The sequence below is a fragment of the Mesorhizobium sp. CNPSo 4684 genome, assembly GCF_057784315.1.
On the sequence record NZ_JBWLUX010000018.1, the window covers coordinates 37,878 to 58,861 of the forward strand.

The 20,984-nt window shown below is 65.4% G+C and carries 20 protein-coding genes; 11 read left to right on the top strand and 9 right to left on the bottom strand.

The genetic code is table 11. The annotated features are described in order from the left end of the window. Positions 1-198 precede the first annotated feature (198 nt). Positions 199-492: a hypothetical protein gene (locus AC04SG_RS18325; protein WP_488552179.1), complete on the bottom strand. Its 294-nt coding sequence runs from the start codon at positions 490-492 to the stop codon at positions 199-201. A gap of 231 nt (positions 493-723) precedes the next feature. Between AC04SG_RS18325 and AC04SG_RS18330 the strand changes: the two genes are divergently transcribed. The 7 genes from AC04SG_RS18330 to AC04SG_RS18360 all read left to right on the top strand — a co-directional run bounded on the left by AC04SG_RS18330 (position 724) and on the right by AC04SG_RS18360 (position 9,356). Next, a complete protein-coding gene (locus tag AC04SG_RS18330; protein ID WP_488552180.1) occupies positions 724-2,271 on the top strand; it encodes a winged helix-turn-helix domain-containing tetratricopeptide repeat protein in 1,548 nt (515 codons plus the stop codon). Positions 2,272-2,499: 228 nt separating this feature from the next. Further along, complete coding sequence (locus AC04SG_RS18335) at positions 2,500-3,384, top strand: AraC family transcriptional regulator (RefSeq protein ID WP_192248846.1); 885 nt, start codon at positions 2,500-2,502, stop codon at positions 3,382-3,384. Between the two features lie 230 nt (positions 3,385-3,614). Beyond that, positions 3,615-4,673 (top strand): ABC transporter substrate-binding protein, encoded by a 1,059-nt coding sequence (locus AC04SG_RS18340; RefSeq protein ID WP_192248849.1) that lies wholly within the window; start codon positions 3,615-3,617, stop codon positions 4,671-4,673. Positions 4,674-4,765: 92 nt separating this feature from the next. Beyond that, on the top strand, positions 4,766-5,590 hold the full coding sequence (locus AC04SG_RS18345; RefSeq protein ID WP_488552181.1) for an ATP-binding cassette domain-containing protein: 825 nt from the start codon (positions 4,766-4,768) through the stop codon (positions 5,588-5,590). After that, positions 5,587-6,846: a sugar ABC transporter permease gene (locus AC04SG_RS18350; RefSeq protein WP_192248854.1), complete on the top strand. Its 1,260-nt coding sequence runs from the start codon at positions 5,587-5,589 to the stop codon at positions 6,844-6,846. The genes AC04SG_RS18345 and AC04SG_RS18350 overlap by 4 nt, the downstream gene beginning before the upstream one ends. A gap of 24 nt (positions 6,847-6,870) precedes the next feature. Continuing rightward, on the top strand, positions 6,871-7,599 hold the full coding sequence (locus AC04SG_RS18355) for an SDR family oxidoreductase (protein ID WP_488552182.1): 729 nt from the start codon (positions 6,871-6,873) through the stop codon (positions 7,597-7,599). Positions 7,600-7,748: 149 nt separating this feature from the next. Continuing rightward, the gene (locus tag AC04SG_RS18360) at positions 7,749-9,356 is read left to right on the top strand and encodes an FGGY-family carbohydrate kinase (protein WP_488552183.1); all 1,608 of its coding nucleotides are present in this window, start codon (positions 7,749-7,751) and stop codon (positions 9,354-9,356) included. A gap of 16 nt (positions 9,357-9,372) precedes the next feature. On the opposite strand, the gene AC04SG_RS18365 is transcribed toward AC04SG_RS18360, so the two are convergent. Genes AC04SG_RS18365 through AC04SG_RS18390 form a run of 6 tightly spaced genes read right to left on the bottom strand, consistent with a single transcriptional unit; the run spans position 9,373 to position 15,219 of the window. Next, positions 9,373-10,305 (bottom strand): phosphatidate cytidylyltransferase, encoded by a 933-nt coding sequence (locus AC04SG_RS18365; protein ID WP_488552260.1) that lies wholly within the window; start codon positions 10,303-10,305, stop codon positions 9,373-9,375. A gap of 34 nt (positions 10,306-10,339) precedes the next feature. After that, positions 10,340-11,008, bottom strand: a complete 669-nt coding sequence (locus AC04SG_RS18370; protein ID WP_192248863.1) for a lysophospholipid acyltransferase family protein — start codon at positions 11,006-11,008, stop codon at positions 10,340-10,342. A 3-nt stretch (positions 11,009-11,011) separates the two neighbouring features. Continuing rightward, the gene (locus AC04SG_RS18375; RefSeq protein WP_488552184.1) at positions 11,012-11,446 is read right to left on the bottom strand and encodes a hypothetical protein; all 435 of its coding nucleotides are present in this window, start codon (positions 11,444-11,446) and stop codon (positions 11,012-11,014) included. Further along, positions 11,443-12,789 (bottom strand): phosphatase PAP2/dual specificity phosphatase family protein, encoded by a 1,347-nt coding sequence (locus AC04SG_RS18380; protein ID WP_488552185.1) that lies wholly within the window; start codon positions 12,787-12,789, stop codon positions 11,443-11,445. The genes AC04SG_RS18375 and AC04SG_RS18380 overlap by 4 nt, the downstream gene beginning before the upstream one ends. A 4-nt stretch (positions 12,790-12,793) precedes the next feature. Beyond that, complete coding sequence (locus AC04SG_RS18385; protein ID WP_488552261.1) at positions 12,794-14,575, bottom strand: bifunctional alpha/beta hydrolase/class I SAM-dependent methyltransferase; 1,782 nt, start codon at positions 14,573-14,575, stop codon at positions 12,794-12,796. A 41-nt stretch (positions 14,576-14,616) separates the two neighbouring features. Beyond that, positions 14,617-15,219: a CDP-alcohol phosphatidyltransferase family protein gene (locus tag AC04SG_RS18390; protein ID WP_488552186.1), complete on the bottom strand. Its 603-nt coding sequence runs from the start codon at positions 15,217-15,219 to the stop codon at positions 14,617-14,619. Between the two features lie 102 nt (positions 15,220-15,321). On the opposite strand from AC04SG_RS18390, the gene ybiA reads away from it, so the two are divergent. Then, the gene (gene ybiA, locus AC04SG_RS18395) at positions 15,322-15,951 is read left to right on the top strand and encodes a riboflavin biosynthesis intermediates N-glycosidase (protein WP_488552187.1); all 630 of its coding nucleotides are present in this window, start codon (positions 15,322-15,324) and stop codon (positions 15,949-15,951) included. A 6-nt stretch (positions 15,952-15,957) separates the two neighbouring features. On the opposite strand, the gene AC04SG_RS18400 is transcribed toward ybiA, so the two are convergent. Beyond that, a complete protein-coding gene (locus AC04SG_RS18400) occupies positions 15,958-16,440 on the bottom strand; it encodes a hypothetical protein (RefSeq protein WP_488552188.1) in 483 nt (160 codons plus the stop codon). A gap of 220 nt (positions 16,441-16,660) precedes the next feature. Between AC04SG_RS18400 and AC04SG_RS18405 the strand changes: the two genes are divergently transcribed. Together AC04SG_RS18405 and AC04SG_RS18410 are read left to right on the top strand one after the other, a co-directional pair. Next, on the top strand, positions 16,661-18,034 hold the full coding sequence (locus AC04SG_RS18405) for an NfeD family protein (protein WP_488552189.1): 1,374 nt from the start codon (positions 16,661-16,663) through the stop codon (positions 18,032-18,034). After that, on the top strand, positions 18,031-18,789 hold the full coding sequence (locus AC04SG_RS18410; protein ID WP_192248875.1) for a slipin family protein: 759 nt from the start codon (positions 18,031-18,033) through the stop codon (positions 18,787-18,789). Before AC04SG_RS18405 ends, AC04SG_RS18410 begins: the two co-directional genes overlap by 4 nt. 141 nt (positions 18,790-18,930) lie before the next feature. Here the strand turns inward: AC04SG_RS18410 and AC04SG_RS18415 are convergent, their stop codons facing one another. Next, positions 18,931-19,860, bottom strand: coding sequence for a LysR family transcriptional regulator (locus tag AC04SG_RS18415; RefSeq protein ID WP_488552190.1), 930 nt, complete (start codon positions 19,858-19,860; stop codon positions 18,931-18,933). A 97-nt stretch (positions 19,861-19,957) separates the two neighbouring features. Between AC04SG_RS18415 and AC04SG_RS18420 the strand changes: the two genes are divergently transcribed. After that, positions 19,958-20,968, top strand: a complete 1,011-nt coding sequence (locus AC04SG_RS18420; RefSeq protein ID WP_488552191.1) for a zinc-dependent alcohol dehydrogenase family protein — start codon at positions 19,958-19,960, stop codon at positions 20,966-20,968. The last annotated feature ends 16 nt before the right edge of the window (positions 20,969-20,984 follow it).

Here is a 20,984-nt window from a genome sequence, read left to right on the forward strand (position 1 = left end):
GCGACCAGCCCTCGCTGTCGGCGACACGTTTGAAATCGCCGACCAGTTCCGGCTTGACGCCTAACAGCGCGTCTTCATCGAGGCGCGGATCGCCGCGCTCGAGTCGTCAGCGTCTCGAAATTGTCGGCGCGGATGAGGAAGTGGATATGTGCCGGGCGGTTGAGCGGATAGTTCAACTGCGAGGCGCTCGGCCTCCAATCAGTGTTCGCGGCGAAGTCGGCGGTCTTCCACCACCCGCGCCAGCACCTCCGTCGGGTCGCGGTCGACGGGCAAGGCGAGGGCGTTCTCGACATCGCAGCCGGTGAGGCCGATATCGCGGCGCTCGCACTCGCTCATGGCAGCCAGAAATGCGAGCTGGCTACGCGCCTTCCAGAAGCGCGGTAGCCACAGCAGCGTCCATTTCGCCGCCGCGTACAGCCGGAAAAACAGGGAGAAGGAAGGGCGCCGCCCGTAGCCGGTTTCGGCACCGATGAAATGATCGGTCGTCGTCATGGGGTTTGTCTCCGTGCTGGACATGGTTGCCTCCTGTTGTGATCTCCGGCATTCGGCGCAGCCTTGGCCTGTGCGTCGGTTGCAGTGATCTCGCCCACGCGTCGCGGTTTCGGTTTTCTTGCCACCTTCATCGTTGAGTGCGAGATTGCGCTCGTCCGAGATGCATGTCCGGAAAGCGGTCTGAAAGAACGCTGACGAAGCCCTGAAAATTGCGAGGAGCAGACAGTCGCGATGAACGCCGAGCCGCAGCCGATCTATCGCTTCGCCGGCTTCAGCCTCGACACGCGCGCCGGAGTGTTGCGCGACGGTTCGGGCGAGATCGCGCTGCGCCCGAAATCGCTCGACCTGCTGATTTATCTTATCCGCAACGCCGGCCGGCTGGTGTCGAAGGACGAGCTGCTGCATGCGGTGTGGAGCGACGTGATCGTCACCGAGGATTCGCTCACCCAATGCATCAGCGACATCCGCCGCGCCCTGGGCGACAGAGCGCAGACGCTGGTCCGCACCATGCCACGCCGTGGCTACATGTTCCCCGGCGAAGTGCTGGAGCGACCGCCAGCTGTCGATGTGCGTCCGTCACCTCAGCTCCCCGACAAGCCGTCGCTCGTCGTGCTTCCGTTCGAGAACCTGTCGTCGGACCCGGAGCAATCCTACCTCGCCGACGGCACGGTAGAGGAGATCACGGCGGCGCTGGCGCGCATTCGCGGCCTGTTCGTCATGTCGCGCAACTCGGCCTTTGCCTACCGCGGCCAGGCGCTCGACCTGCCGCGCATCGGTCGCGAGCTCGGTGTCCGCTACGTGCTGGAAGGAAGCGTGCGTCGGCATCTCGATCAGCTCCGCATCTCGGCCAGGCTGATCGAGGCCGAGACCGGCAGCCTGATCTGGGCGGAAGGCTTCAAGGGTGACATCGCGGATACGTTTGCGCTGCAGGATAATGTGACGGCGGGTGTCGCAGGCGCCATCCTGCCGTCGATCCAGATGGCGGAGATCGAGCGTGCGCGCCGCAAGCGGCCGGGCGACCTGCAAACCTACGATCTGGTGATGCGCAGTCTGCCGCATGTCTGGGCGCTCGGCCGCCAGGACAATGCGATCGCCATCGAGACGCTGGAGAAGGCTTTGCTGGGCGATCCCGACTATCCGCTGGCCCTGTCGCTGCTGTCCTGGTGCCATGCGCAGCGCAGCGTCTACAATTGGTCGACCTCGCCTGAGGCCGACCGGCGCCGTGCGCTGGGGCTGGCGGAGCGATCTGCCGAACTCAACGGGGACGATCCATTTTCCCTGGCCGTGCTCGGCGCTGCCCACACCGTGTCGAGCAATTTCGTCACTGCAGCCGCGTTGCTTGAAAAGGCGTGTTCAATCGATCCCAATTCGGCCTTCGCCTGGAACAGGAGCGGCTGGGTTGCAGCCTACAGAGACGAGGTCGAGCGGGCGGTCGAATGCTTCGAGCGGTCGTTGCGACTGGGGCCGTTCGATCCCATGGTTTATACCTGTCATTTGGGTCTGGCTGTCGTGCATTTCAGCGCAGGGCGGCCCGGCCAGGCGGCGGATCTGTATCTGCGTGTCCTGGCGGAGCATCCGAACGCCTTGTGGATCCTGCGTACGCTGATCCCGGCCCTGGTCGAAGCGGGACGCATCGACGAAGCCCGGCAGCATATGGCCCGTTGTCAGCGCGAATATCCGGAGCTCACCTTGCGGGCGGTTCGCGACTCGATGCCCTTTAGAGTTGAAATTCTCGACCGACACGAAAACGCGCTGAGAAGCCTTGGAGTGCCGGAGTAGAGACCACTTGGCTGGGCGGAGTGCGATGCGAGAGACGCCGCCCTGTCGCAAACGCGTCACCTCGACCGCAAAAATGTCAAAAAAGTATCAGTCAGGTGGACACACCGTGGTGGCGGCGGCAAGGATTGCCGCCTAAGCTTTGATCACTGCAGAGAGCGGCAAACGCGGCCTGCGGGAGAGGGCACTGCAACTGGTCGCATGACCGGACCGGCGCCGGGAGGAACTTACATGAATCCGGACTTGGAAGTCGTCCAGATCAGACGTGGCGAGTCGTTCAAGGCCTGGGCCCACGGCTACCCCTTCCACACCGTGCGCTGGCACTTCCATCCCGAATACGAAATCCATCATGTCGTCGCGACGTCAGGCCGCTATTTCGTCGGCGATTTCATCGGCGAGTTCGAGCCCGGCAACCTCGTGCTCACCGGCCCGAACCTGCCGCACAATTGGGTCAGCGACGTTCCGCCGGGCACCAGCGTGCCGCTGCGCGGCCGCGTCGTGCAATTCTCGCAGGAGTTCATTGCCGATGCCACGACGGCGCTGCCGGAGCTTGCCGGCTGCGCGCCCATCCTCGAGCTCAGCCGCCGCGGCGCTTTGTTCTCCACTGCCACCGCTAAGCTTGCCGCACCTGTGCTGGCCGAACTGGTCGAAGCGCAAGGCGTGCGCCGCATCGCTTTGTTCATGGAGCTCATCGACATCTTGAGCCGTGCCGCCGATGTGCGGACGCTGACCAGCGCCAGCTACCTGCCCGATCCCTCCGGCTTCATGTCGGCCGGCGTCAACAAGGCGCTTGCCTATATCAACGCCAATCTGACCGAGCCGTTCAGCGAGAGCGATCTGGCGGCGATTGCCGGGCGCAGCCCGAGCGCGTTTTCGCGCAGCTTCCGCCGCCACACCGGCATGGCGCTGGTGCAATATGTCAACCGGCTGCGCATCAACCTCGCCTGTCAGTTACTGATGAGCGAGGCCGACATGCCGATCACCGAGATCTGCTACGCCGCCGGTTACAACAACATCTCGAATTTCAACCGCCAGTTCCTGACGCAGAAAGGCATGTCGCCTTCGCGCTTCAGGGCCTTGCTGGCGGAAAACATCAGTGCGGAGATTGCCGCCTAACAGGGAGGACCGGGAGGAGCTTTAGACATTTTGGGAAGAAAGGACGCGGGGCGTGCGTTGGAGGTGCCCCGTGCTGGAGATCGCTTGTCCTGAAATCCAGCGATATCAAGAGGATGCGCAGCACGGATCAAGTGCGTCGTCATTCCTCGCAACAGTTCGACTTGCAGTCAAGGCCCGGCGCGCCATGTGGTGACAGGGCTTCGTGAAACAATTGAAACGGAGATATCAGAATGACCAGATTTGCTTCGACGGGAGCCATCGCGCTCACGCTTTCTCTCCTCAGCGGCACCGCCGCCTTTGCAGCCCCTGTCACCGATGCCACGGTCGCCTTCCTGATGCCCGACCAGGCCTCGACGCGCTACGAGCAGCACGACTATCCCGGCTTTGCCGCCGAGATGAAAAAGCTCTGCCCCGGCTGCAAGGTGATCTACCAGAACGCCGATGCCGACGCCTCGCGCCAGCAGCAGCAGTTCAACTCGGTGATCTCGCAAGGCGCCAAGGCGATCGTGCTCGACCCGGTCGACTCGACCGCCGCCGCCTCGCTGGTCAAGCTGGCGCAGAGCCAGGGCGTCAAGGTCATCGCCTATGACCGGCCGATCCCGACAGCACCGGCCGACTTCTATGTCTCGTTCAACAATGAAGGCATCGGCAAGGCCATCGCCGACTCGCTGGTCGAACACCTCAAGGCGCTGAAGGTCGATCCGGCCAGCGGCGGCCTGCTGCAGATCAACGGTTCGCCGACCGACGCGGCCGCCGGCCTGATCAAGAAGGGCATTCACTCGAGCCTCGACAACAGCGGCTACAAGATCCTGGCCGAATACGACACGCCGGAATGGGCGCCGCCGAAGGCGCAGCAATGGGCAAGCGGCCAGATCACCCGCTTCTCCACCCAGATCGTAGGCGTCGTCGCCGCCAATGACGGCACCGGTGGCGGCGCCATCGCCGCCTTCAAGGCGGCCGGCGTCGATCCGGTGCCGCCGGTCACCGGCAATGACGCGACCATCGCCGCATTGCAACTGATCATCGCCGGCGACCAGTACAACACCATCTCCAAGCCGAGCGAGATCGTCGCCGCTGCTGCCGCCAATGTCGCCGTCCAGCTCCTGTCGGGCGAGACGCCGAAGGCCGAAATGACCCTCTACGACACCCCTTCGCAGCTGTTCACGCCGGCGGTGGTGACGCAGGAAAACCTCAAGGCCGAGATCATCGACAAGAAGATCAACACTGCCGAAGAGCTCTGCGTCGACCGTTACGCCGAAGGCTGCAAGAAGCTCGGCATCACCAACTGATCGGATTATCCTGATCCTGGCTTCCGGCTGCCTTTGCGGCGGCCGGAAGTCCGCAGCCACTCTTGACCGGTCATCCGGAAAGGTTTGCCACTATGTCTGACATCTCTGACGGACCGGTTCCGGCGGGTGAGCTGGTGCTCAGCCTGCGCGGCATTTCGAAGAATTTCGGCGCCGTTTCGGCGCTCACTGACATCGATCTCGATGTCCACGCCGGCGAGGTGGTGGCGCTGGTCGGCGACAATGGCGCCGGCAAGTCGACGCTGGTCAAGATCCTCGCCGGCGTCCACCAGCCGACCTCGGGCACCATCAATTTCCGCGGCAAGCAAGTGACCATGCCCGACCCGAGCGCTGCCTTGACGCTCGGCATCGCTACCGTCTTCCAGGATCTGGCGCTGTGCGAAAACCTCGATGTCGTCGCCAACATTTTTCTCGGCAAGGAGCTCAGCCCGCTGCGGCTGGACGAGGTGGCGATGGAAATCCGCGCCTGGACGCTGCTCAACGAATTGTCGGCGCGCATTCCAAGCGTGCGCGAGGCGGTCGCCTCGCTGTCCGGCGGCCAGCGCCAGACCGTGGCGATCGCCCGCTCGCTGCTGCTCGACCCCAAGGTCATCCTGCTCGATGAGCCGACCGCAGCCCTCGGCGTCGCCCAGACGGCAGAGGTGCTGAACCTCATCGACCGGGTGCGTGAGCGCGGCCTCGGCGTGCTTATGATCAGCCACAACATGGAAGATGTGCGCGCCGTCGCCGACCGCATCGTCGTGCTCAGGCTTGGCCGCAACAATGGTGTCTTCGAACCCGACGCCTCCAACCAGGAACTGGTCAGCGCCATCACAGGCGCCGCCAACAATGCAGTGTCGCGCCGCGCCGAACGGCGCAAGGCAGCCGAACAGGCGCACAATCAGGAGCAGCGGCCATGAGCGCGGAGCCCAAGCAGGACATCTCCTCGTCAACGGCGCTCGACCGCAGCGACGTGCGCGTCAAGCACCAGGCCGGCGTCGGTGGCGCGATCAGCGCCTTCTTCGACCGCGTCCGCTCCGGCGACCTCGGCTCGCTGCCGGTGATCGTCGGCCTGGTCATCATCTGGAGCGTGTTCACCGCTCTCAATCCGGTCTTCGTTTCGTCAAGCAACCTGGTCAATCTGCTGTTCGACTGTTCGACCGTCGGCGTCATCGCGCTCGGCATCGTCTGCGTACTGATGGTCGGCGAGATCGACCTGTCGGTCGGCTCGATCAGCGGCTTTGCTTCGGCCATGGTCGGCACGCTGTGGGTCAACCAGGGCTGGCCGGTGGCGCTCGCGATTGTCGCTGCACTCGCTGTCGGCGGCTTCATCGGCGCGCTCTACGCTTTGCTGTTCAACCGGCTCGGCATGCCCAGCTTCGTCTCGACGCTCGCCGGCCTGCTCGCCGTGCTCGGCCTGCAGCTCTACATCCTGGGCTCCACCGGCTCGATCAATCTGCCCTATGGCTCGAACCTGGTGAATTTCGGCCAGTTGCTGGTCATGCCGGACTGGCTGTCCTATGCGCTGGCCGCAGTTCCCGGCATCGTCATGCTCATCACCGGCCTGCGCACGGTCAGCCGCCGTCGCGCCGTGAATTTGTCGGCGCCGTCGGTCGGCGGCCTCATCGTGCGGGTCGCCGCCTTGACCATCCTGCTCGAGCTGATTGTCGGCTATCTCAACCAGGCGCGCGGCATACCGTGGATGTTCGGCCTGTTCGTCGGCCTGGTGGTGGCGATGAACTATGCGCTGACCCGCACCCAATGGGGCCGCTCGATGACCGCCGTCGGCGGCAACCGAGAAGCGGCGCGCCGCGCCGGCATCAAGGTGCGCTCGATCTATCTCAGCGCTTTCGTCATGTGTTCGATGTTCGCCGCTCTCGGCGGCGTGCTGTCGGCGGCGCGGCTGGCCTCGGCCAGCCAGCAGGCCGGCACCGGCGACGTCAACCTCAACGCCATCGCGGCGGCGGTCATCGGCGGCACCAGCCTGTTCGGCGGCCGCGGCAGTGCCTACTCCGCGCTGCTCGGCATCATCGTCATCCAGTCGATCGCCAGCGGGCTGACCTTGCTCGATCTGTCGTCGTCGCTTCGCTACATGATCACCGGCGCCGTTCTGGCGATCGCGGTCATCGTCGACTCCCTGGCACGCCGCTCGCGGGTTTCCCACGGCCGCGCCTGAACGCAATCATAACTCGAGGATAAAATGGCTCAGGATTTGAGTGGAAAAGTCGCGGCGATCACCGGCGCCGCCTCGGGCATCGGGCTGGAATGCGCCAGGGCGCTGATTGCCGCCGGTGTGCGCGTCGTGCTCGTCGACCGCGCCGAGGACGCCTTGAAGAACGTCTGCGCCGAACTCGGCCCCAACGCGATCCCGCTGGTGATCGATCTGATGAAGCCGGCCAGCGTCGCGACGATGATGCGGCAGATCCTGGAGAAGGCGGGCCAGCTCGACATCTTCCACGCCAATGCCGGCGCCTATGTCGGCGGCCCGGTGCTCGACGGTGATCCCGATACATGGGACCGGGTGCTGAACCTCAACATCAACGCGGTGTTCCGTTCCATCCACGCCGTGCTGCCGCACATGGTCGAACGCAAGACCGGCGACATCATCGTTACCTCTTCGATCGCCGGACTGGTGCCGGTCGTCTGGGAGCCGATCTATACCGCCTCCAAGCATGCCGTGCAGGCCTTCGTCCACACCGTGCGCCGGCAGGTCGCCCCGCATGGCCTGCGCGTCGGCGCGGTACAGCCGGGCCCAGTGGTGACGGCGCTGATCAGCGATTGGCCGAAGGATAAGCTTGATGATGAACTGGCCAAGGGCGGCCTGATTCAGCCCGTCGAGGTGGCCGAAGCCGTGCTGTTCATGCTGACGCGGCCAAGGAACGTCACCATTCGCGATCTGGTGATCCTGCCGCAGAGCAATGATTTGTGAGGCAGTAGGGGTTAGGCAGTAGGAAATAGGCGAAAGACACCCTTGCAGCCCACTGCCAGCGCCCGATCCTCTCCTACTGCCTACTGCCTACTGCCTACTGCCTACTGCCTACTGCCTACTGCCTACTGCCTAACTTTCGAGGTCTCCCCATGTCCCACTTCCTCGGTATCGACGTCGGCACCGGCAGCGCCAGGGCAGGGGTGTTCGATAGCAAGGGCACCATGCTCGCCTCGGCCAAGCGCGACATTGCTCTGTTCCTTGAGCCCGGCGAAGTCGCCGAGCAGTCGAGCGAGGACATCTGGCGCGCGGTCTGTGCCAGCGTGCGCGAGGCGGTGACGAAGTCGGGGCTCGCCGGGCGCGACATTGCCGGCATCGGCTTCGACGCCACCTGCTCGCTGGTTGTGGTCGGCAAGGGCGGCGCGTCGTTGCCGGTCGGCCGGTCCGGCGATAACGAACGCAACATCATTGTCTGGATGGATCACCGTGCGCTCGACCAGGCGCAGCGCATCAATGCCGGCAAGCACGCCGTGCTCGACTATGTCGGCGGCACCATCTCGCCGGAGATGGAAACGCCGAAGCTGTTGTGGCTGCGCGAAAACCTGCCCGCGACCTTCGATGCAGCCGAGCATTTCTTCGACCTGACCGACTATCTGACCTGGCGATCGACCGGCAGCCTGGCGCGTTCGATCTGCACGCTGACCTGCAAATGGACCTATCTCGGCCATGAGCGCCGCTGGGACGACGCGTATTTCCGTGCCATCGGCCTCGGCGCGCTGGCCGACGAAGGCTTTGCCCGGATCGGCACCGAAGTGGTCGAGGGCGGCACCGCGCTGGCGAAGGGCTTGACCGACGCTGCCGCCGTCGATCTCGGCCTGCTACCGGGAACGCCGGTCGCGGCCGGCCTGATCGACGCGCATGCCGGCGGTGTCGGCACGGTTGGCGGCACCGGTTCGGTCGGCACGCTGCAGTCGCGCATGGCCTATGTTTTCGGCACGTCGGCCTGCACCATGGCCAGCACCAGCGAGCCGGCCTTCGTGCCGGGCGTCTGGGGGCCGTATTTCTCCTCGATGGTGCCGGGCCTGTGGCTCAACGAAGGCGGACAGTCGGCGGCGGGTGCGGCGATCGATCATCTCGTCGCTTTCCACCCGGCCTCGGCGGAAGCATCCGCAAAAGCCAGGGCGGAAGGTCTCGGCCTGACGGCCTGGCTTGGCCGGCGGGCGACGACGAAGTCCGCTGATCTGTCCGCAGTGGCGCGCCTTGCCGAAGGGCTGCATGTCGTGCCGGAATTCCTCGGCAACCGCTCACCCTTCGCCGATCCTGAATCCAAGGCGCTGATCGCCGGGCTCGGGATGGATACGTCTCTCGACAGCCTGGTCGCGCTCTATGTCGCCGGCCTGCTGGGTATCGGCTATGGCGTGCGCCAGATCGTGGCGGCGATGGCCAACAAGGGCATCGCCATCGACACCATCGTCGTCAGCGGCGGCGCCGCGCAAAGCGACCTGGTGCGCCAGCTGCTGGCCGATACGACAGGGCTGACCGTCGCCGGATCGACCTCGCCGGAGCCCGTGCTGCTCGGCTCGGCCATACTGGCTGCGGTGGCGGCGCAAAAATATCCCGACGTGATTGCAGCGATGACCGGCATGTCGCGCATCGGCGAGATCTATCGCCCGACCGGCGGCGATCTCGTGCCTTGGCACGACAAGCGCTTCGCCGCTTTCGAACTGCTGCAGCAGGCGGGCCGCGCGATCCGCGAGTGAAGGAGCGCGCTTCCGCTCACACCGTCCAGAAATAGCGGACGATGTGAAAGAACACCGGAGCGGCGAAGACCAGGCTGTCGGCACGGTCCATCATGCCGCCATGGCCTTCGATGAGGTGGCCCCAGTCCTTGACGCCCTGGTCGCGCTTGATGGCCGACGCGACCAGACCGCCGAGAAATCCCATCAGGCAGGCGATGAAGGCGACGCCTGCCGCCGCCAGCGGCGAGAACGGCGTGAGGAACGACAACAGCGCGCCGAGCAGGCTTGACGCCACCAGCCCACCGACCAGCCCTTCCCAGGTCTTTGACGGCGAGACGGAGGGCGACAGCAGATGCCGACCGAACAGCTTGCCGAAAATATACTGGAAGACGTCGCTGCCTTGCACGGTGATGATCAGGAAGGCGATGAGCAACAGGTTGCGGCCCTCGAGACCGGGCACGTCGAGCGTCAGCAGCGCCGGCACGTGGCTGACGCAGTAGACCGAAATCATGACCGCCCATTGCTGCGCGGACACGCGCTCGAGGAAGCGCTCGGTGTCGCCGTTGAGCGCGGTGATCGCCGGCATCAAGAGGAAGCAGTAGACCGGGATGAAGATGGTGAAGAGCCCGTACCAGGCGGTCCACACCAACCAGTACTGGTAGGGGATGATGATGCCGAACATGCCGAGCAGCACCCAGTGATCGCTGCGCCGGCTGTGGGTCAGCGTCACGAATTCGCGCAGCGCCGCAAATGAGATCAGCGCAAACAGGATGGTCATGCCGGTGCGGCCGAAGAAGAAGGCGACCGTGATCGCCAGCACCATCACCCACCAGGCATTGATGCGCTGGTTGAGGTTGACGAGCGTCGACGGCAGCGGCTTCGGCGCCCGCCACGACAGGATGCCGGCAACGATGCTGGCTGTTGTCAGCACGCAGACCAGGCCGACCAGCAGGATGACGGTTTCATGCATTGGCGGCAGTGTCATGCGACGTCTCTGATCATGGCTAGTCGTCCCGATCGGGACGCGGGTCGAGCGATAGCAGCGTCTGGCGCGCGCGCTCGAGGAAGGCGCGGCGTTCCTCGCCGGGTTGGATCGCCACCGGCGGACCGAAGACGACGCGGCACAGAAGCGGCACCGGCAGGAACTGGCCCTTGGGCAGCACGCGCGACATGTTCTCGATCCAGCACGGGATGAGTTCGACGTCGGGCCGCGCCATCGACAGATTGTACAGGCCGGAGCGGAACGGCAGCAGATCTTCTTCCGACGTGTTGCGGGTGCCCTCGGGAAACAGGATCAGGGAATGTCCCTGGTCGAGCACCGACAGCATGATCGAGATCGGATGCTGCGTTTCGTCGGTCCAGTGCCGGTGGATGAGCACGGACGACAGCATGTCCTCGGCAATGAAGCGGCGCAGCCGCGACTTGCCCCAATATTCGGCCGCCGCCACCGCATGCGTGCGGGCGCGCACCTTTTCGCTGAGGCAGGCCGACAAAAGGATGAAGTCGCCATGGCTGGCATGGTTGGCGAAGTAGATGCGCTGCCGCTCCGACGGCTGGCTGCCGTTCCAGATTGGCCGCACGCCAGTCACCACCCAGGCCAGCGCCGACAGGCCGACCGAGGTCACCGTCTGCAGCAAGGTGAAAGTGTTGGCGCGAAGGTGAAGCTTGGTCATGGCTCAAACAAACGCCGCGACGAGGCATGCCGCCGCAAACACCGCGAGCGCCATGCGCTGTCTTGTCAGCAGGCGTTGCGTGCCTGCCATGCGATGATCGAGCGAGCGGCCGCCGGCAGCGGCGGGTTTCAGGCGCATGCGCGCCAGCACATCGTCGACCACGGCGCCGCCGGCGGCCTCGGTGGCGTGGCTCGCCATCAGCCGGAACAGCAGCGCGTCGAACAAAAGCAAGGCCGAAAGAGCCAGCGTGGCCACGGCACTCGCCGCCGCGGTCAGCCAGGCGGCCGCAGACAGCGCTGTCGTCTGCGGTCCGGCCACCAGGCCGATGATCGGCGCGGCCATCAAGGCGGCCACCACCAGCAGGATCGGCCATGCGGCCTGCACCATCAACCGGGCGGCGAAGACCTCGGCCTTCTCGGGAAAATTCTCGCCATTCATGCCGCTTCGTCCGCCTTGCTGTGGAGATGCACGGGCCGGCCCGAGGCGGCGAGTCTCCTGCGCGCCTGTGCGGCTGTGTGCGCACGCCCGGTCACCACCAGCCAGTCGGCGACGATCGCCGCACTGCGCTGGAAGCCGAGCGCGCAGCAGACCAGCACGGTTCCACGCCGGCGCGCCAGCTCGATCGCCGCCACCGCCCGCTCCAGCCTGTCATGCGGCGGCGCCACGAGGTCGAGCATGGCATAGCTGATCCAGCGGCAGGTCACCCCACGCGGCCGTTCCAGTTCGCCGGCTAGGTCGATCACCGTGCCGAAGCGATTGGCCTCGTCGGCGGTCGGAAAGCGGCCGAAGAAAACGCTATCGGTGATCTCGGACTGCGGCGCCAGCTCGCGGGTCCATGCCCAGACATTGACCCGGGCGCCAAGCCGGTAGGGCAGGAGCAGGAGGCGGCTGGCCAGCGAGACGCTGCCGTCGGCCGCCTTCTGGAACGCCTTCGCGCCGGCCCCGGCATAGCCGAAGGCGACGATGGCCAGCGCCAGTGCAGGCCACAGCAGGATGAGCGAGACGGCTGAGACAAAGGCGCCCCCGGCAGCGCCGGCAAAGGCAAGGACCGCGCCCAGCGCATAGTAGCTCGCCAGTCGCCGCGCCTTCGGGTCGGCGGTCGGTCGGAAGCCCCAGAAAGGCAATTCGCCTTTGGCAGGAAACAGCCACAGCGCAAAGAGGCCGAGCAGCGCGCCGGTCGGAATGTCGATGAAATGATGCTGCCAGGTCGTCAGCACCGAAGCGCCGATCAGAAAGCACCAGACATGCCAGACCGGTCTCAGAATGACGCCGAGACGGTGACGTGCCAGAACGTGACGCCAGTGATCCCAGATGATCACCAGGAGTGCGATGTGCAGGGATGGCGCCTGGTTGAACGGTTTATCGAAACCGCCGAGCACCGCAAACAGGAAGCCCGGCAAGCCGCTGGTTGCCGGCCTAACGAAGGTCGCCGTCAGCGGAAACAGGATGAAGCAGGCGACGGCAACGACCTGCGCCGTCAGATAGCGGCCTGCGAGCCGGTCGACGCCGCGTCTGGTCGTGTTGAGCAGCAGCGACAGGCCATAGAACAGATTGATCGACCAGTAGGGCACGATCGTCCAGGCGACGAACGGGATGGCGTGTTCCCAGGCAAAGACGATACTGCCGACATGGTCGCGTCGCGACGCCAGCCAGTTGGCGAAGCCATAGGTCGAGTAGAAGATCGGCGCCAGCAGGGCCAGCCAAAGCGCGGCCCGCAGCACGATGCCGAAATAGGGTTCCCGCGCCGGGGCGGGAGCAGGGTCGGTCACAGGCACGGCCATGGTCTCAGACGCGCCGAGCGACTGAAACGGTGAAGATGCCCCATTGGTCGATGCGCTGGTCGATCTTCTCGAAACCGGCCGCCGTCACCAGCTGGTCCATCTCGCCTTGCGTGCGCCGCCGCATCACCCAGGCCTGGCCGCCGCGATGCGAGGTCAAGCTGCGCGCGATCATTTCCAGCTGTGGGTGCCAGGGCTGATTGGTGTAGATCAGCAGGCCGCCGGGCTGCATGGTGCTGGCCAGCCCAGCGAGCGAGCGGGAAATCATCTGGTTGTCGGCGAACAATTCGTAGAGGCCGGAGACGATGGCGAGGTCCGGCGCCGGATTGAGCCGGGCCAGCATTTCGGCATCGAAGGCGTCGGCCTTGCGGAAAGAGACGCTGGTCGGCAAATCCCGGTCGGCGATCAGTTTCGAGCCCAGCCCGACATTAATGTCGGAATAATCCTGCAGCCGCACACTGGCCGGCGGCTCGGCGCATTTGGCGACGGCATCGAGCACGTAGCGGCCATGGCCGGCGGCAATGTCGACAATGTCGACGGGACGCCCGGCTGCCTTGAGCGCAGCGACAGCGTTGCCGATCAATTCTTCCAGATGCAGCTTGCGCTGGCGGATGCCGCGCCAGCCGATGGCGTCGAGGAAGGTGCGGTCGATCATGCGGCCGATGAAGCCGGTGCCGCGCGCCTCGTTCTCGTAGACATAGTCCAGCGTCGAGCCGGAATCGAAGCCGGTGGCGATGCCCGTTTTCATGCCGGGTGACAGCCAGGCGCCCATGCGGATCGAGGCGCGGCTCATGGCCCAGTAAAGGCCTTTCGGCGACAGCAGTGCCAGCGGCGAGGCCAGTTTCTCGGCCTCATCGCGGGTGTAGCCGACGCGGTCGGCTGAGGTCAGGTCGATGGTCTTTTCCGGTGCGGCGAACTGCTTTTCGAGGAACGGCCGGATAAGGTCCAGCGCCTGGCGGCGATCGCGTTCGCCCAGCGTATCGTGGAAAAAGCCGGGCAGCACATGCCGCTCCTTGGCGCTGCTGCCGAGATTGACGAAGAATTCGTGCTGCGGTGCATGCCGCACCACCCAGTCGCTGCCCGAGATCAACAGCTGCGTCGGCACGGTGATGGCACGGGCGTCCGAGACGATGCGGGCGGCGTGGCCGTAAAGTTCGACCAGGATGTTGGAAGCGATCGGCCGCGTGATCAGCGGGTCGGCATCGAAGGAAGCGATGCGCTCGGCATCATGCGTCAGGAACTTCGCCTTGACGTAGGAATTGACGAAGAAGCGGCCCTTGAGCTTCTGCCACAGCGCAATGCCCTCCTTGGCGAAGGGCACGTAGAGTTTTACCGAAAAGGCCGGCGAGGCCACCACCAGCGCGCGGATGTCGGGTGCATAGTCGTGCACCCAGGCGGCGGCAAGGACGGCGCCGAAGGATTGCGCGATCAGCGCGACATCGCGCTGGCCAAAACCATCGCGGCCGATCTCGCGCACCAGGCAGTCGATGTCGCGCACCAGCGCGGCAAAGGACGGCGCATAGCCGCGCTCGCCGGCCGAACGGCCATTGCCGCGCGCGTCCCAGGCATAGAAGGCATGGTCGGGCATCGCGAGTTCGTCGACCAGATGCGCCATGCGGCCGCCATGCTCATGGCCGCGATGGAACAAAAGGATCGCGCCTTTGGGCGTCTGCCCGACCGCCGGCCAGTAGCGGTAAAAAATCTCGGTGCCGTCATGGCTTTTGAAGGTGCGCTCCTGCGCCACGCGCTCGAGTCTTGCCGGTGCTGCAGCAGCGATGGTCTGGTGGATCATGGTTTCCCTCTGGCGGCCGGGTCCCTGACGCTTCGGCATCAGGCGTCGCCCGCTCTAAGGCCGCTGCGTATCCGGTTGATGGCGGTTACGAGAGACAGTGTAGCCATGACCGGAAACACAAAGGGCGCGATCGCCCCGACCCACAGGCCGCAGGCGATGAGGAAGCCGATGACGCCAAGCGCCAGCGCCCGGTCGCTCTTGCCGAATGGCCCGGCATAGTTGCGCCCGCTGCCGGCAGCGACGCCGAGCACGCCGGCGAACTCGACAAGCACGGCGGCGATGGCGAAGGCCACGACGCCCCAGGCCGGGAACAAAGTGGCGAAGGCCAGGATCAGCGCCAGGTCGGAGACGACGTCGCAGAGTTCATTGAGATACATGCCGAGTTTCGAGGCCTGCCCATGTTCCCTGGCCAGCATCCCATCAATGGCGTTGAGCGCCATGCGCACGAACAGCACCACCGGCATCAAAAGGAAAAGCAAGGGATAGAAGGCAAGGGCGGCAACCACCAGGCCCGTGGCGATGGACAGCGCCGCAGCGAGAAGCGTGATCTGGTTGGCGGTGACGCCGGCGTCGGCCAGCCGGTCGGCCAGCGGCCGCAACCTGGCCTGAAAAGCCGGTTTCAGTGCATAGAGCGTAGGCATATGCGATCCCCCCGACCGCGGCTCATGACAGTGTCGGCGAGATTGGTCAATCGGCGGGCAAGACGCAAGGGGAGTTCTGCCAGGCATAGCCGGCAAAAAAGAATGGCAGGCGGAACCGTTACTCGTACCCTGTCACCGGCGTTGACAAGCAACCCGCTGTTCCGCTTCATCCCCGCCATGACCTACAACCGTTCGTGGCTCGAAGCAGCCTTCCGCGCAAAATCCCGGGCGAAGCTGCTCTTCTTCTGGGGACACCAGCCGTCGAAGGACGGACGCATAACCACGTCCTGTCTCAGCCAGTGGTGGCCGGCGCCGTTCAGTGTCGGTGGACTGACCTATCCGACAGCCGAGCACTGGATGATGGCCGGCAAGGCGCGCCTGTTCGGCGATGAGCCGGTGGCTAGGCAGATCCTCAGCGCGGGCAGCCCCAGGCAGGCCAAGCAGCTCGGACGGCAGGTCAGCCGCTTCGACGCGGCGGAGTGGGACACGGAGAAATACCGCATCGTCACCGACGGGAGTTTTGAGAAATTCCGGCAGCACCCGGCGCTCGGCGCGTTTCTGCTTTCGACCGGCGATCAGGTGTTGGTCGAGGCGAGTCCGGTCGACCGGATCTGGGGCATTGGCTTGGCTGCCGATGACGAGCGTGCCGGCAACCCGCTGTTGTGGCGCGGCGAAAACCTGCTTGGCTTTGCCCTGATGGAGGCGCGTGACCGGCTGCGCGGTCGAAAGTAGGGAGCCTCAGTCTGCCCCGCCGGAAGAGCTTTTTCCGCATTGCGCCAGCACCTTGCCGATGGCGGCACTCGACTTCGTCAGCGGAAAGCTGTTCTCGCCATATTTATCGGCCGTAACCGTGACGTCGCCCTTGCCGCGCAACAGGGCGAGCAACGGGTCGGCCTTGCCCGACAATTCCAGCGTGAAATAATTGTACATCGCCTCGAGCTGGAGCGTCTTCGTCACGCTCTTGTCGCCGGCCTTGAAGGTGAAGGAGCCGCTGATGCCAGGCTCCAGCTGCTGGCCCGAGGCGCCGAGATCGTAGCTCAGCACCGGCTTGTCGAAACAGACCAGCATCAGATGCGCATCGGCCTTCGGTCCGCCGCACACCGAGGCCGTCAGCACGCTGCCGCCCTCGTCTTCCTCCATGTTCGCGGTCCAGCCGCACGGTGCCGCAAACACCGGCTGCGCGGCCTGGAGTGTGGCCGCGACGGCCACGATGAATTTCACCAATCCCCTTCTCATGGTCTCCCCCAGGCCACTCAGGCATCCGCAGCCTGGACCACAGAGAACAACTGAAGCCGGGCGTTACGCCGATAGTTGGCGAAAACGGCTGCGGGCGCAATCCCCCGCTGAGATTGCGCGCTCAGCCGCGTTCGCCAATCATCGGCACCACTCCCCATGGACTTCGCCAAAATACAACCCATATTGAATCTATGGAGCTTTGAGCGTGACCTTCGCGCGGGTGGCCCTTTTTGCTGCGGCCTTCGTTGTCGCGGCTGTCGTTTCTCCCTTCTCATCAGCCGAGAGCGAGAAGGTCGCGCTGAGCGTCGCCATCGACGGCGCCATCGGGCCGGCAAGTACCAGGCAACTCAAGGAAGCGCTTGATGTTGCCGCCACGCGGGACGCCGAAGTCCTCATCCTTCAGCTCGACACGCCTGGCGGGCTGGTCACTTCGATGCGCGAGATGATCGCCGACATCCTGGCTTCGCCGGTGCCTGTCATCGGCTATGTCGCGCCGGCCGGCGGCCATGCGGCGAGTGCCGGCACCTACATCCTCTATGCCACCCATGTGGCTGCGATGGCGCCCGGCACCAATCTGGGCGCGGCGACGCCGGTCGAGATGGGCGGGCTGCCGTCGCTTCCCGGCGGCGACAAGAACAAGGGCGAGGAGAAGGACGCCACCGGCCGGCCGGCGAGCGACGCCATGATGGCCAAGGTAACCAATGATGCGGTCGCCTTGATCCGCTCGCTCGCCGAACTGCGCGGGCGCAATGGCGACTGGGGCGAAAAGGCCGTGCGCGAGGCGGCGAGCCTGTCGGCCAATGCGGCGCTGCAGGAGCATGTCATCGACTTTGTGGCCCGCGACACCACCGAGCTGCTGCAACTGGCCGATGGGCGCACGGTCGATGTGGCCGGCAAGAAACAGGTGCTGGCGACCACGGGCCTGCCGGTCGAAACGCTGGAGCCCGGCTGGTTCATCCGGCTGCTCTCCGTCATCACCGATCCGAACATCGCCATCATCCTGATGCTGGTCGGCGTCTACGGCATTGTCTTCGAGTTCACCAGCCCCGGCGCCGTCGCGCCGGGCGTCATCGGCACGATCTGCCTCGTGCTCGGCCTCTATGCGCTCAATCTCCTGCCGATCAACTATACCGGCCTTGCCCTGATGCTGCTTGGTGTTGCCTTCCTCGTCGTCGAGGCCGTCAATCCCACAGTCGTGCTTGGATTCGGCGGCGTCGCCGCCTTCCTGCTCGGCGCCGCCATGCTGCTCAAGACTCAGGGGCCGGGCTTCGCCGTGTCATGGGCCGTCATCGGCCCCGCCGCGGCGCTGACGCTGGGGCTGGCGCTGCTGACCGGCACCTTTGTCTGGGCGGCGCGCAACAACCCGCCGCGCGTCGGCGGCGAGGCCATGCGCGGCCAGCCCGCCGAGATCCTCGACTGGCAGGGCGGTGAGGGCCATGTGCTGGCCTTGGGCGAGCGCTGGCGGGCGAAGGCCGACGGACCCGTCGCGCCGGGCGACAGCGTCGAGGTGACCGATGTCAGTGACCTCGTGCTGACAGTCAGGCGCCGCGAAGCGGGAGACAATGGAGCAATAAAATGATGATTGGTTACGTGGCCTATCTGATCCTCGCGCTGGTCGTGATCATGTTCCTGTCCGCGGCCATCCGTATCCTCAGGGAATATGAGCGCGGCGTGGTCTTCACGCTCGGCCGCTTCACCGGGGTCAAGGGTCCCGGCCTCATCCTCCTCGTGCCCTTCATCCAGCAGATGGTGCGGGTCGATCTGCGCGTGGTGGTGCAGGACGTGCCGCCGCAGGACGTCATCTCGCGCGACAACGTCTCGGTGAAGGTCAACGCGGTGCTCTATTTCCGCATCGTCGACGCCGAGCGGGCGATCATCCAGGTCGAGGACTTCATGGCCGCCACCAACCAGCTGGCGCAGACCACGCTGCGCTCGGTGCTCGGCAAGCACGAACTCGACGAGATGCTGGCCGAGCGCGACAAGCTCAACAGCGACATCCAGGAGATCCTCGATCAGCGCACCGATGCATGGGGCATCAAGGTGTCCAATGTCGAGATCAAGCACGTCGACTTGAACGAAAGCATGATCCGCGCCATCGCCAAGCAGGCCGAAGCCGAGCGACTGCGGCGCGCCAAGGTGATCAATGCCGATGGCGAGCAGCAGGCGGCGGCAAAACTCGTCGAGGCCGGCAAGATGCTGGCGGCCGAGCCGCAGGCCATGCAGCTGCGCTATTTCGAGGCTTTGCACGACATCGCCGGCGAGCGCTCGTCCACGGTGGTGTTCCCGCTACCGGTGGATCTGCTCAGCCAGTTCCTCAAGCAGCAGGGGAAGTGAGCGAAGGCCTGAGTCGGCGCGACGGGCGAGGAAACCAAGCTGGAATGAAAGCCGCTTTCCTTCGCACCCACCTTATGGTCTGCCGGCCATCTCTCCGCAAAAGGCCGGCCATCTCTCCGCAAAAGGGGAGACTGGCAAGCCTCACCGCCGCCAGGGCGGCTCCGGGGCGAAGCGCTTGCCGATCCAGTCGGCGAAGGCGCGCGTCTTGGCGGCTTGTCCCTTGGCTGAGGGCGTGACGACATAGATCGCGCCTTCGTCGGCCAGCGTCCAGTCTTCCAGGATTGGCACCAGCCGTCCGTCGGCGAGTTCGCGGCCGACCAACCAGTCGGTGCTCATCATCAGGCCGACGCCTTGCACGGCGGCCTCGACCAGCACCTCGGCATCATCGGTGACCAACGGCCCCGAGACTTCGACGCGCACGCTCCGGCCTTCCCGGTCGGTCATCTCCCAGGCCGGAAAGGTCTGGAAACCGCTGAAGCCCAGGCAGGAATGTTCGAGCAGCGCCCGCGGTGTCTCTGGCCTGCCCCTTCGGGCGAGATATGAGGGGGCGGCGCAGAGCAGCCGCCGCCGCGTCGCCACCTTGCGCGCCACCAGGCGTGAATCCTCCAGCGCGCCGAGCCGCACGGCGACGTCGAAATTCTCGGCGACCAGATCGGCGAAACGGTTGGAGAATTCGGCCTCGATGCGGACATCGGGAAATTCGGCAAGGAACTGAGGCAGCAGCGGCCCGATCCACATGCGCCCGAACGTGCCGGGCAGCGCCAGCCTGAGAAGGCCGCGCGGGCCGCCGCCGGCATGCGCCGACGCGGCAGCCTCGGCCTCGTCCACGGAGGCGAGGATAGCGCGCACCCGCACCATGAATTCGGCGCCCGCTTCCGTCAGCGACACGCTGCGCGTCGTGCGATGGAGCAGCCTGACGCCCAGCCGCTCCTCCAGCGATTGCAGGCGCCGCGACAGGATGGTCGCGTCGCGCCCGACACGCGCCGCCGCCCTTGTGAAGGACCGCGCCTCGGCGATGGCCGCGAAGGCCACCATTTCGGCAAGGGTCATCGGCTCATGAGATTGCTGCATAAGTCACACTATTGAAATGTAAAAGGCAAGGATTATCCAGACATATCGCAGCAGCTAGCTTCACTCAACCCATCAATCGTCCCACCGGAGTGAAACCATGAAAGCCATCGAACTGAGCCAACCCAGGCTGGACGCCTTCCGCGCCGCCACCATTGCCACCCCCAAACCGCAGCGCGGTGAGGTGCTGATCCGCCAGCGTGCGGCGAGCCTCAACTTTGTCGATGTCGCGGTGGCGAGCGGTAACTATCCCGGGCCGAGCTTTCCGCTCGTCCCCGTCGCCGACGGCGCCGGCGAGATCGTCGCGCTGGGCGAGGGGGTCACGAGGTTCGCCGTCGGCGATCGCGTTGTCGCCCATGCCAAGCCGCGCTGGATCGGTGGCCGGCCGCGGCCTTACGAGATGACGCAGATGCGCGGCATCTCGCTGCCGGGATCGCTGGCCGAATATGTCGCGCTGCCGGCCAATTCGGTCGTGCCGGTGCCGGCGCATCTCTCCTTCGAGGCGGCGTCGACGCTGCCGATCGCCGGCACCACAGCCTGGAACGCCATCCGCGCCGCCGATGTCGGGCCGGGCTCGGTCGTCGTGCTGCTCGGCACCGGCGGCGTCTCCATCTTTACCCTGCAGCTGGCGAAAGCCGCCGGCGCCACCGTCATCATCACTTCGTCGTCGGACGAGAAGCTGGAGCGGGCGAAGGCACTCGGCGCCGATCATCTCATCAACTACCGCGCGACGCCCGACTGGGACGGCAAGGTGCTGGAACTGACCGGCGGCCTCGGCGCCGACCTCGTCGTCGAAACCGCCGGCACCGCCACCTTCGCCCGCGCCGTCAACGCTGCCGCGCCTGGCGGCACGCTGTTCACCATCGGTTTCGTCACCGGCGCCGAGGCCACGGTCAACCTGCTGCCGATCATCATCAAGGCGTTGAAGGTGGTCGGCAACAACACCGGGTCGGTATCCGACCTTCGCGACGCCGTCCGCGCCATCGGTGCAGCCAGGATCGAGCCGGTCGTCGACAAGGTTTTTTCGCAGAACGAAGCGGTCGAAGCCTACGCACACATGGCCGCCGGCGGCCTGCACTTCGGCAAGCTGGTGTTCGGGTTGGAGTGGTAGGTAGGGGCCGACGCCG

Excerpts from the sequence above, each read along its gene's own strand:
- AC04SG_RS18420 (WP_488552191.1), top strand. The coding sequence starts at position 19,958 with ATGAAAGCCATCGAACTGAGCCAACCCAGGCTGGACGCCTTCCGCGCC.
- AC04SG_RS18410 (WP_192248875.1), top strand. The coding sequence starts at position 18,031 with ATGATGATTGGTTACGTGGCCTATCTGATCCTCGCGCTGGTCGTGATC.
- AC04SG_RS18335 (WP_192248846.1), top strand. The coding sequence starts at position 2,500 with ATGAATCCGGACTTGGAAGTCGTCCAGATCAGACGTGGCGAGTCGTTC.
- AC04SG_RS18360 (WP_488552183.1), top strand. The coding sequence starts at position 7,749 with ATGTCCCACTTCCTCGGTATCGACGTCGGCACCGGCAGCGCCAGGGCA.
- AC04SG_RS18345 (WP_488552181.1), top strand. The coding sequence starts at position 4,766 with ATGTCTGACATCTCTGACGGACCGGTTCCGGCGGGTGAGCTGGTGCTC.
- AC04SG_RS18415 (WP_488552190.1), bottom strand. The coding sequence starts at position 19,860 with ATGCAGCAATCTCATGAGCCGATGACCCTTGCCGAAATGGTGGCCTTC.
- AC04SG_RS18355 (WP_488552182.1), top strand. The coding sequence starts at position 6,871 with ATGGCTCAGGATTTGAGTGGAAAAGTCGCGGCGATCACCGGCGCCGCC.
- ybiA (WP_488552187.1), top strand. The coding sequence starts at position 15,322 with ATGGCAGGCGGAACCGTTACTCGTACCCTGTCACCGGCGTTGACAAGC.
- AC04SG_RS18340 (WP_192248849.1), top strand. The coding sequence starts at position 3,615 with ATGACCAGATTTGCTTCGACGGGAGCCATCGCGCTCACGCTTTCTCTC.
- AC04SG_RS18325 (WP_488552179.1), bottom strand. The coding sequence starts at position 492 with ATGACGACGACCGATCATTTCATCGGTGCCGAAACCGGCTACGGGCGG.
- AC04SG_RS18365 (WP_488552260.1), bottom strand. The coding sequence starts at position 10,305 with ATGCATGAAACCGTCATCCTGCTGGTCGGCCTGGTCTGCGTGCTGACA.
- AC04SG_RS18375 (WP_488552184.1), bottom strand. The coding sequence starts at position 11,446 with ATGAATGGCGAGAATTTTCCCGAGAAGGCCGAGGTCTTCGCCGCCCGG.
- AC04SG_RS18330 (WP_488552180.1), top strand. The coding sequence starts at position 724 with ATGAACGCCGAGCCGCAGCCGATCTATCGCTTCGCCGGCTTCAGCCTC.
- AC04SG_RS18380 (WP_488552185.1), bottom strand. The coding sequence starts at position 12,789 with ATGGCCGTGCCTGTGACCGACCCTGCTCCCGCCCCGGCGCGGGAACCC.
- AC04SG_RS18350 (WP_192248854.1), top strand. The coding sequence starts at position 5,587 with ATGAGCGCGGAGCCCAAGCAGGACATCTCCTCGTCAACGGCGCTCGAC.
- AC04SG_RS18390 (WP_488552186.1), bottom strand. The coding sequence starts at position 15,219 with ATGCCTACGCTCTATGCACTGAAACCGGCTTTTCAGGCCAGGTTGCGG.
- AC04SG_RS18370 (WP_192248863.1), bottom strand. The coding sequence starts at position 11,008 with ATGACCAAGCTTCACCTTCGCGCCAACACTTTCACCTTGCTGCAGACG.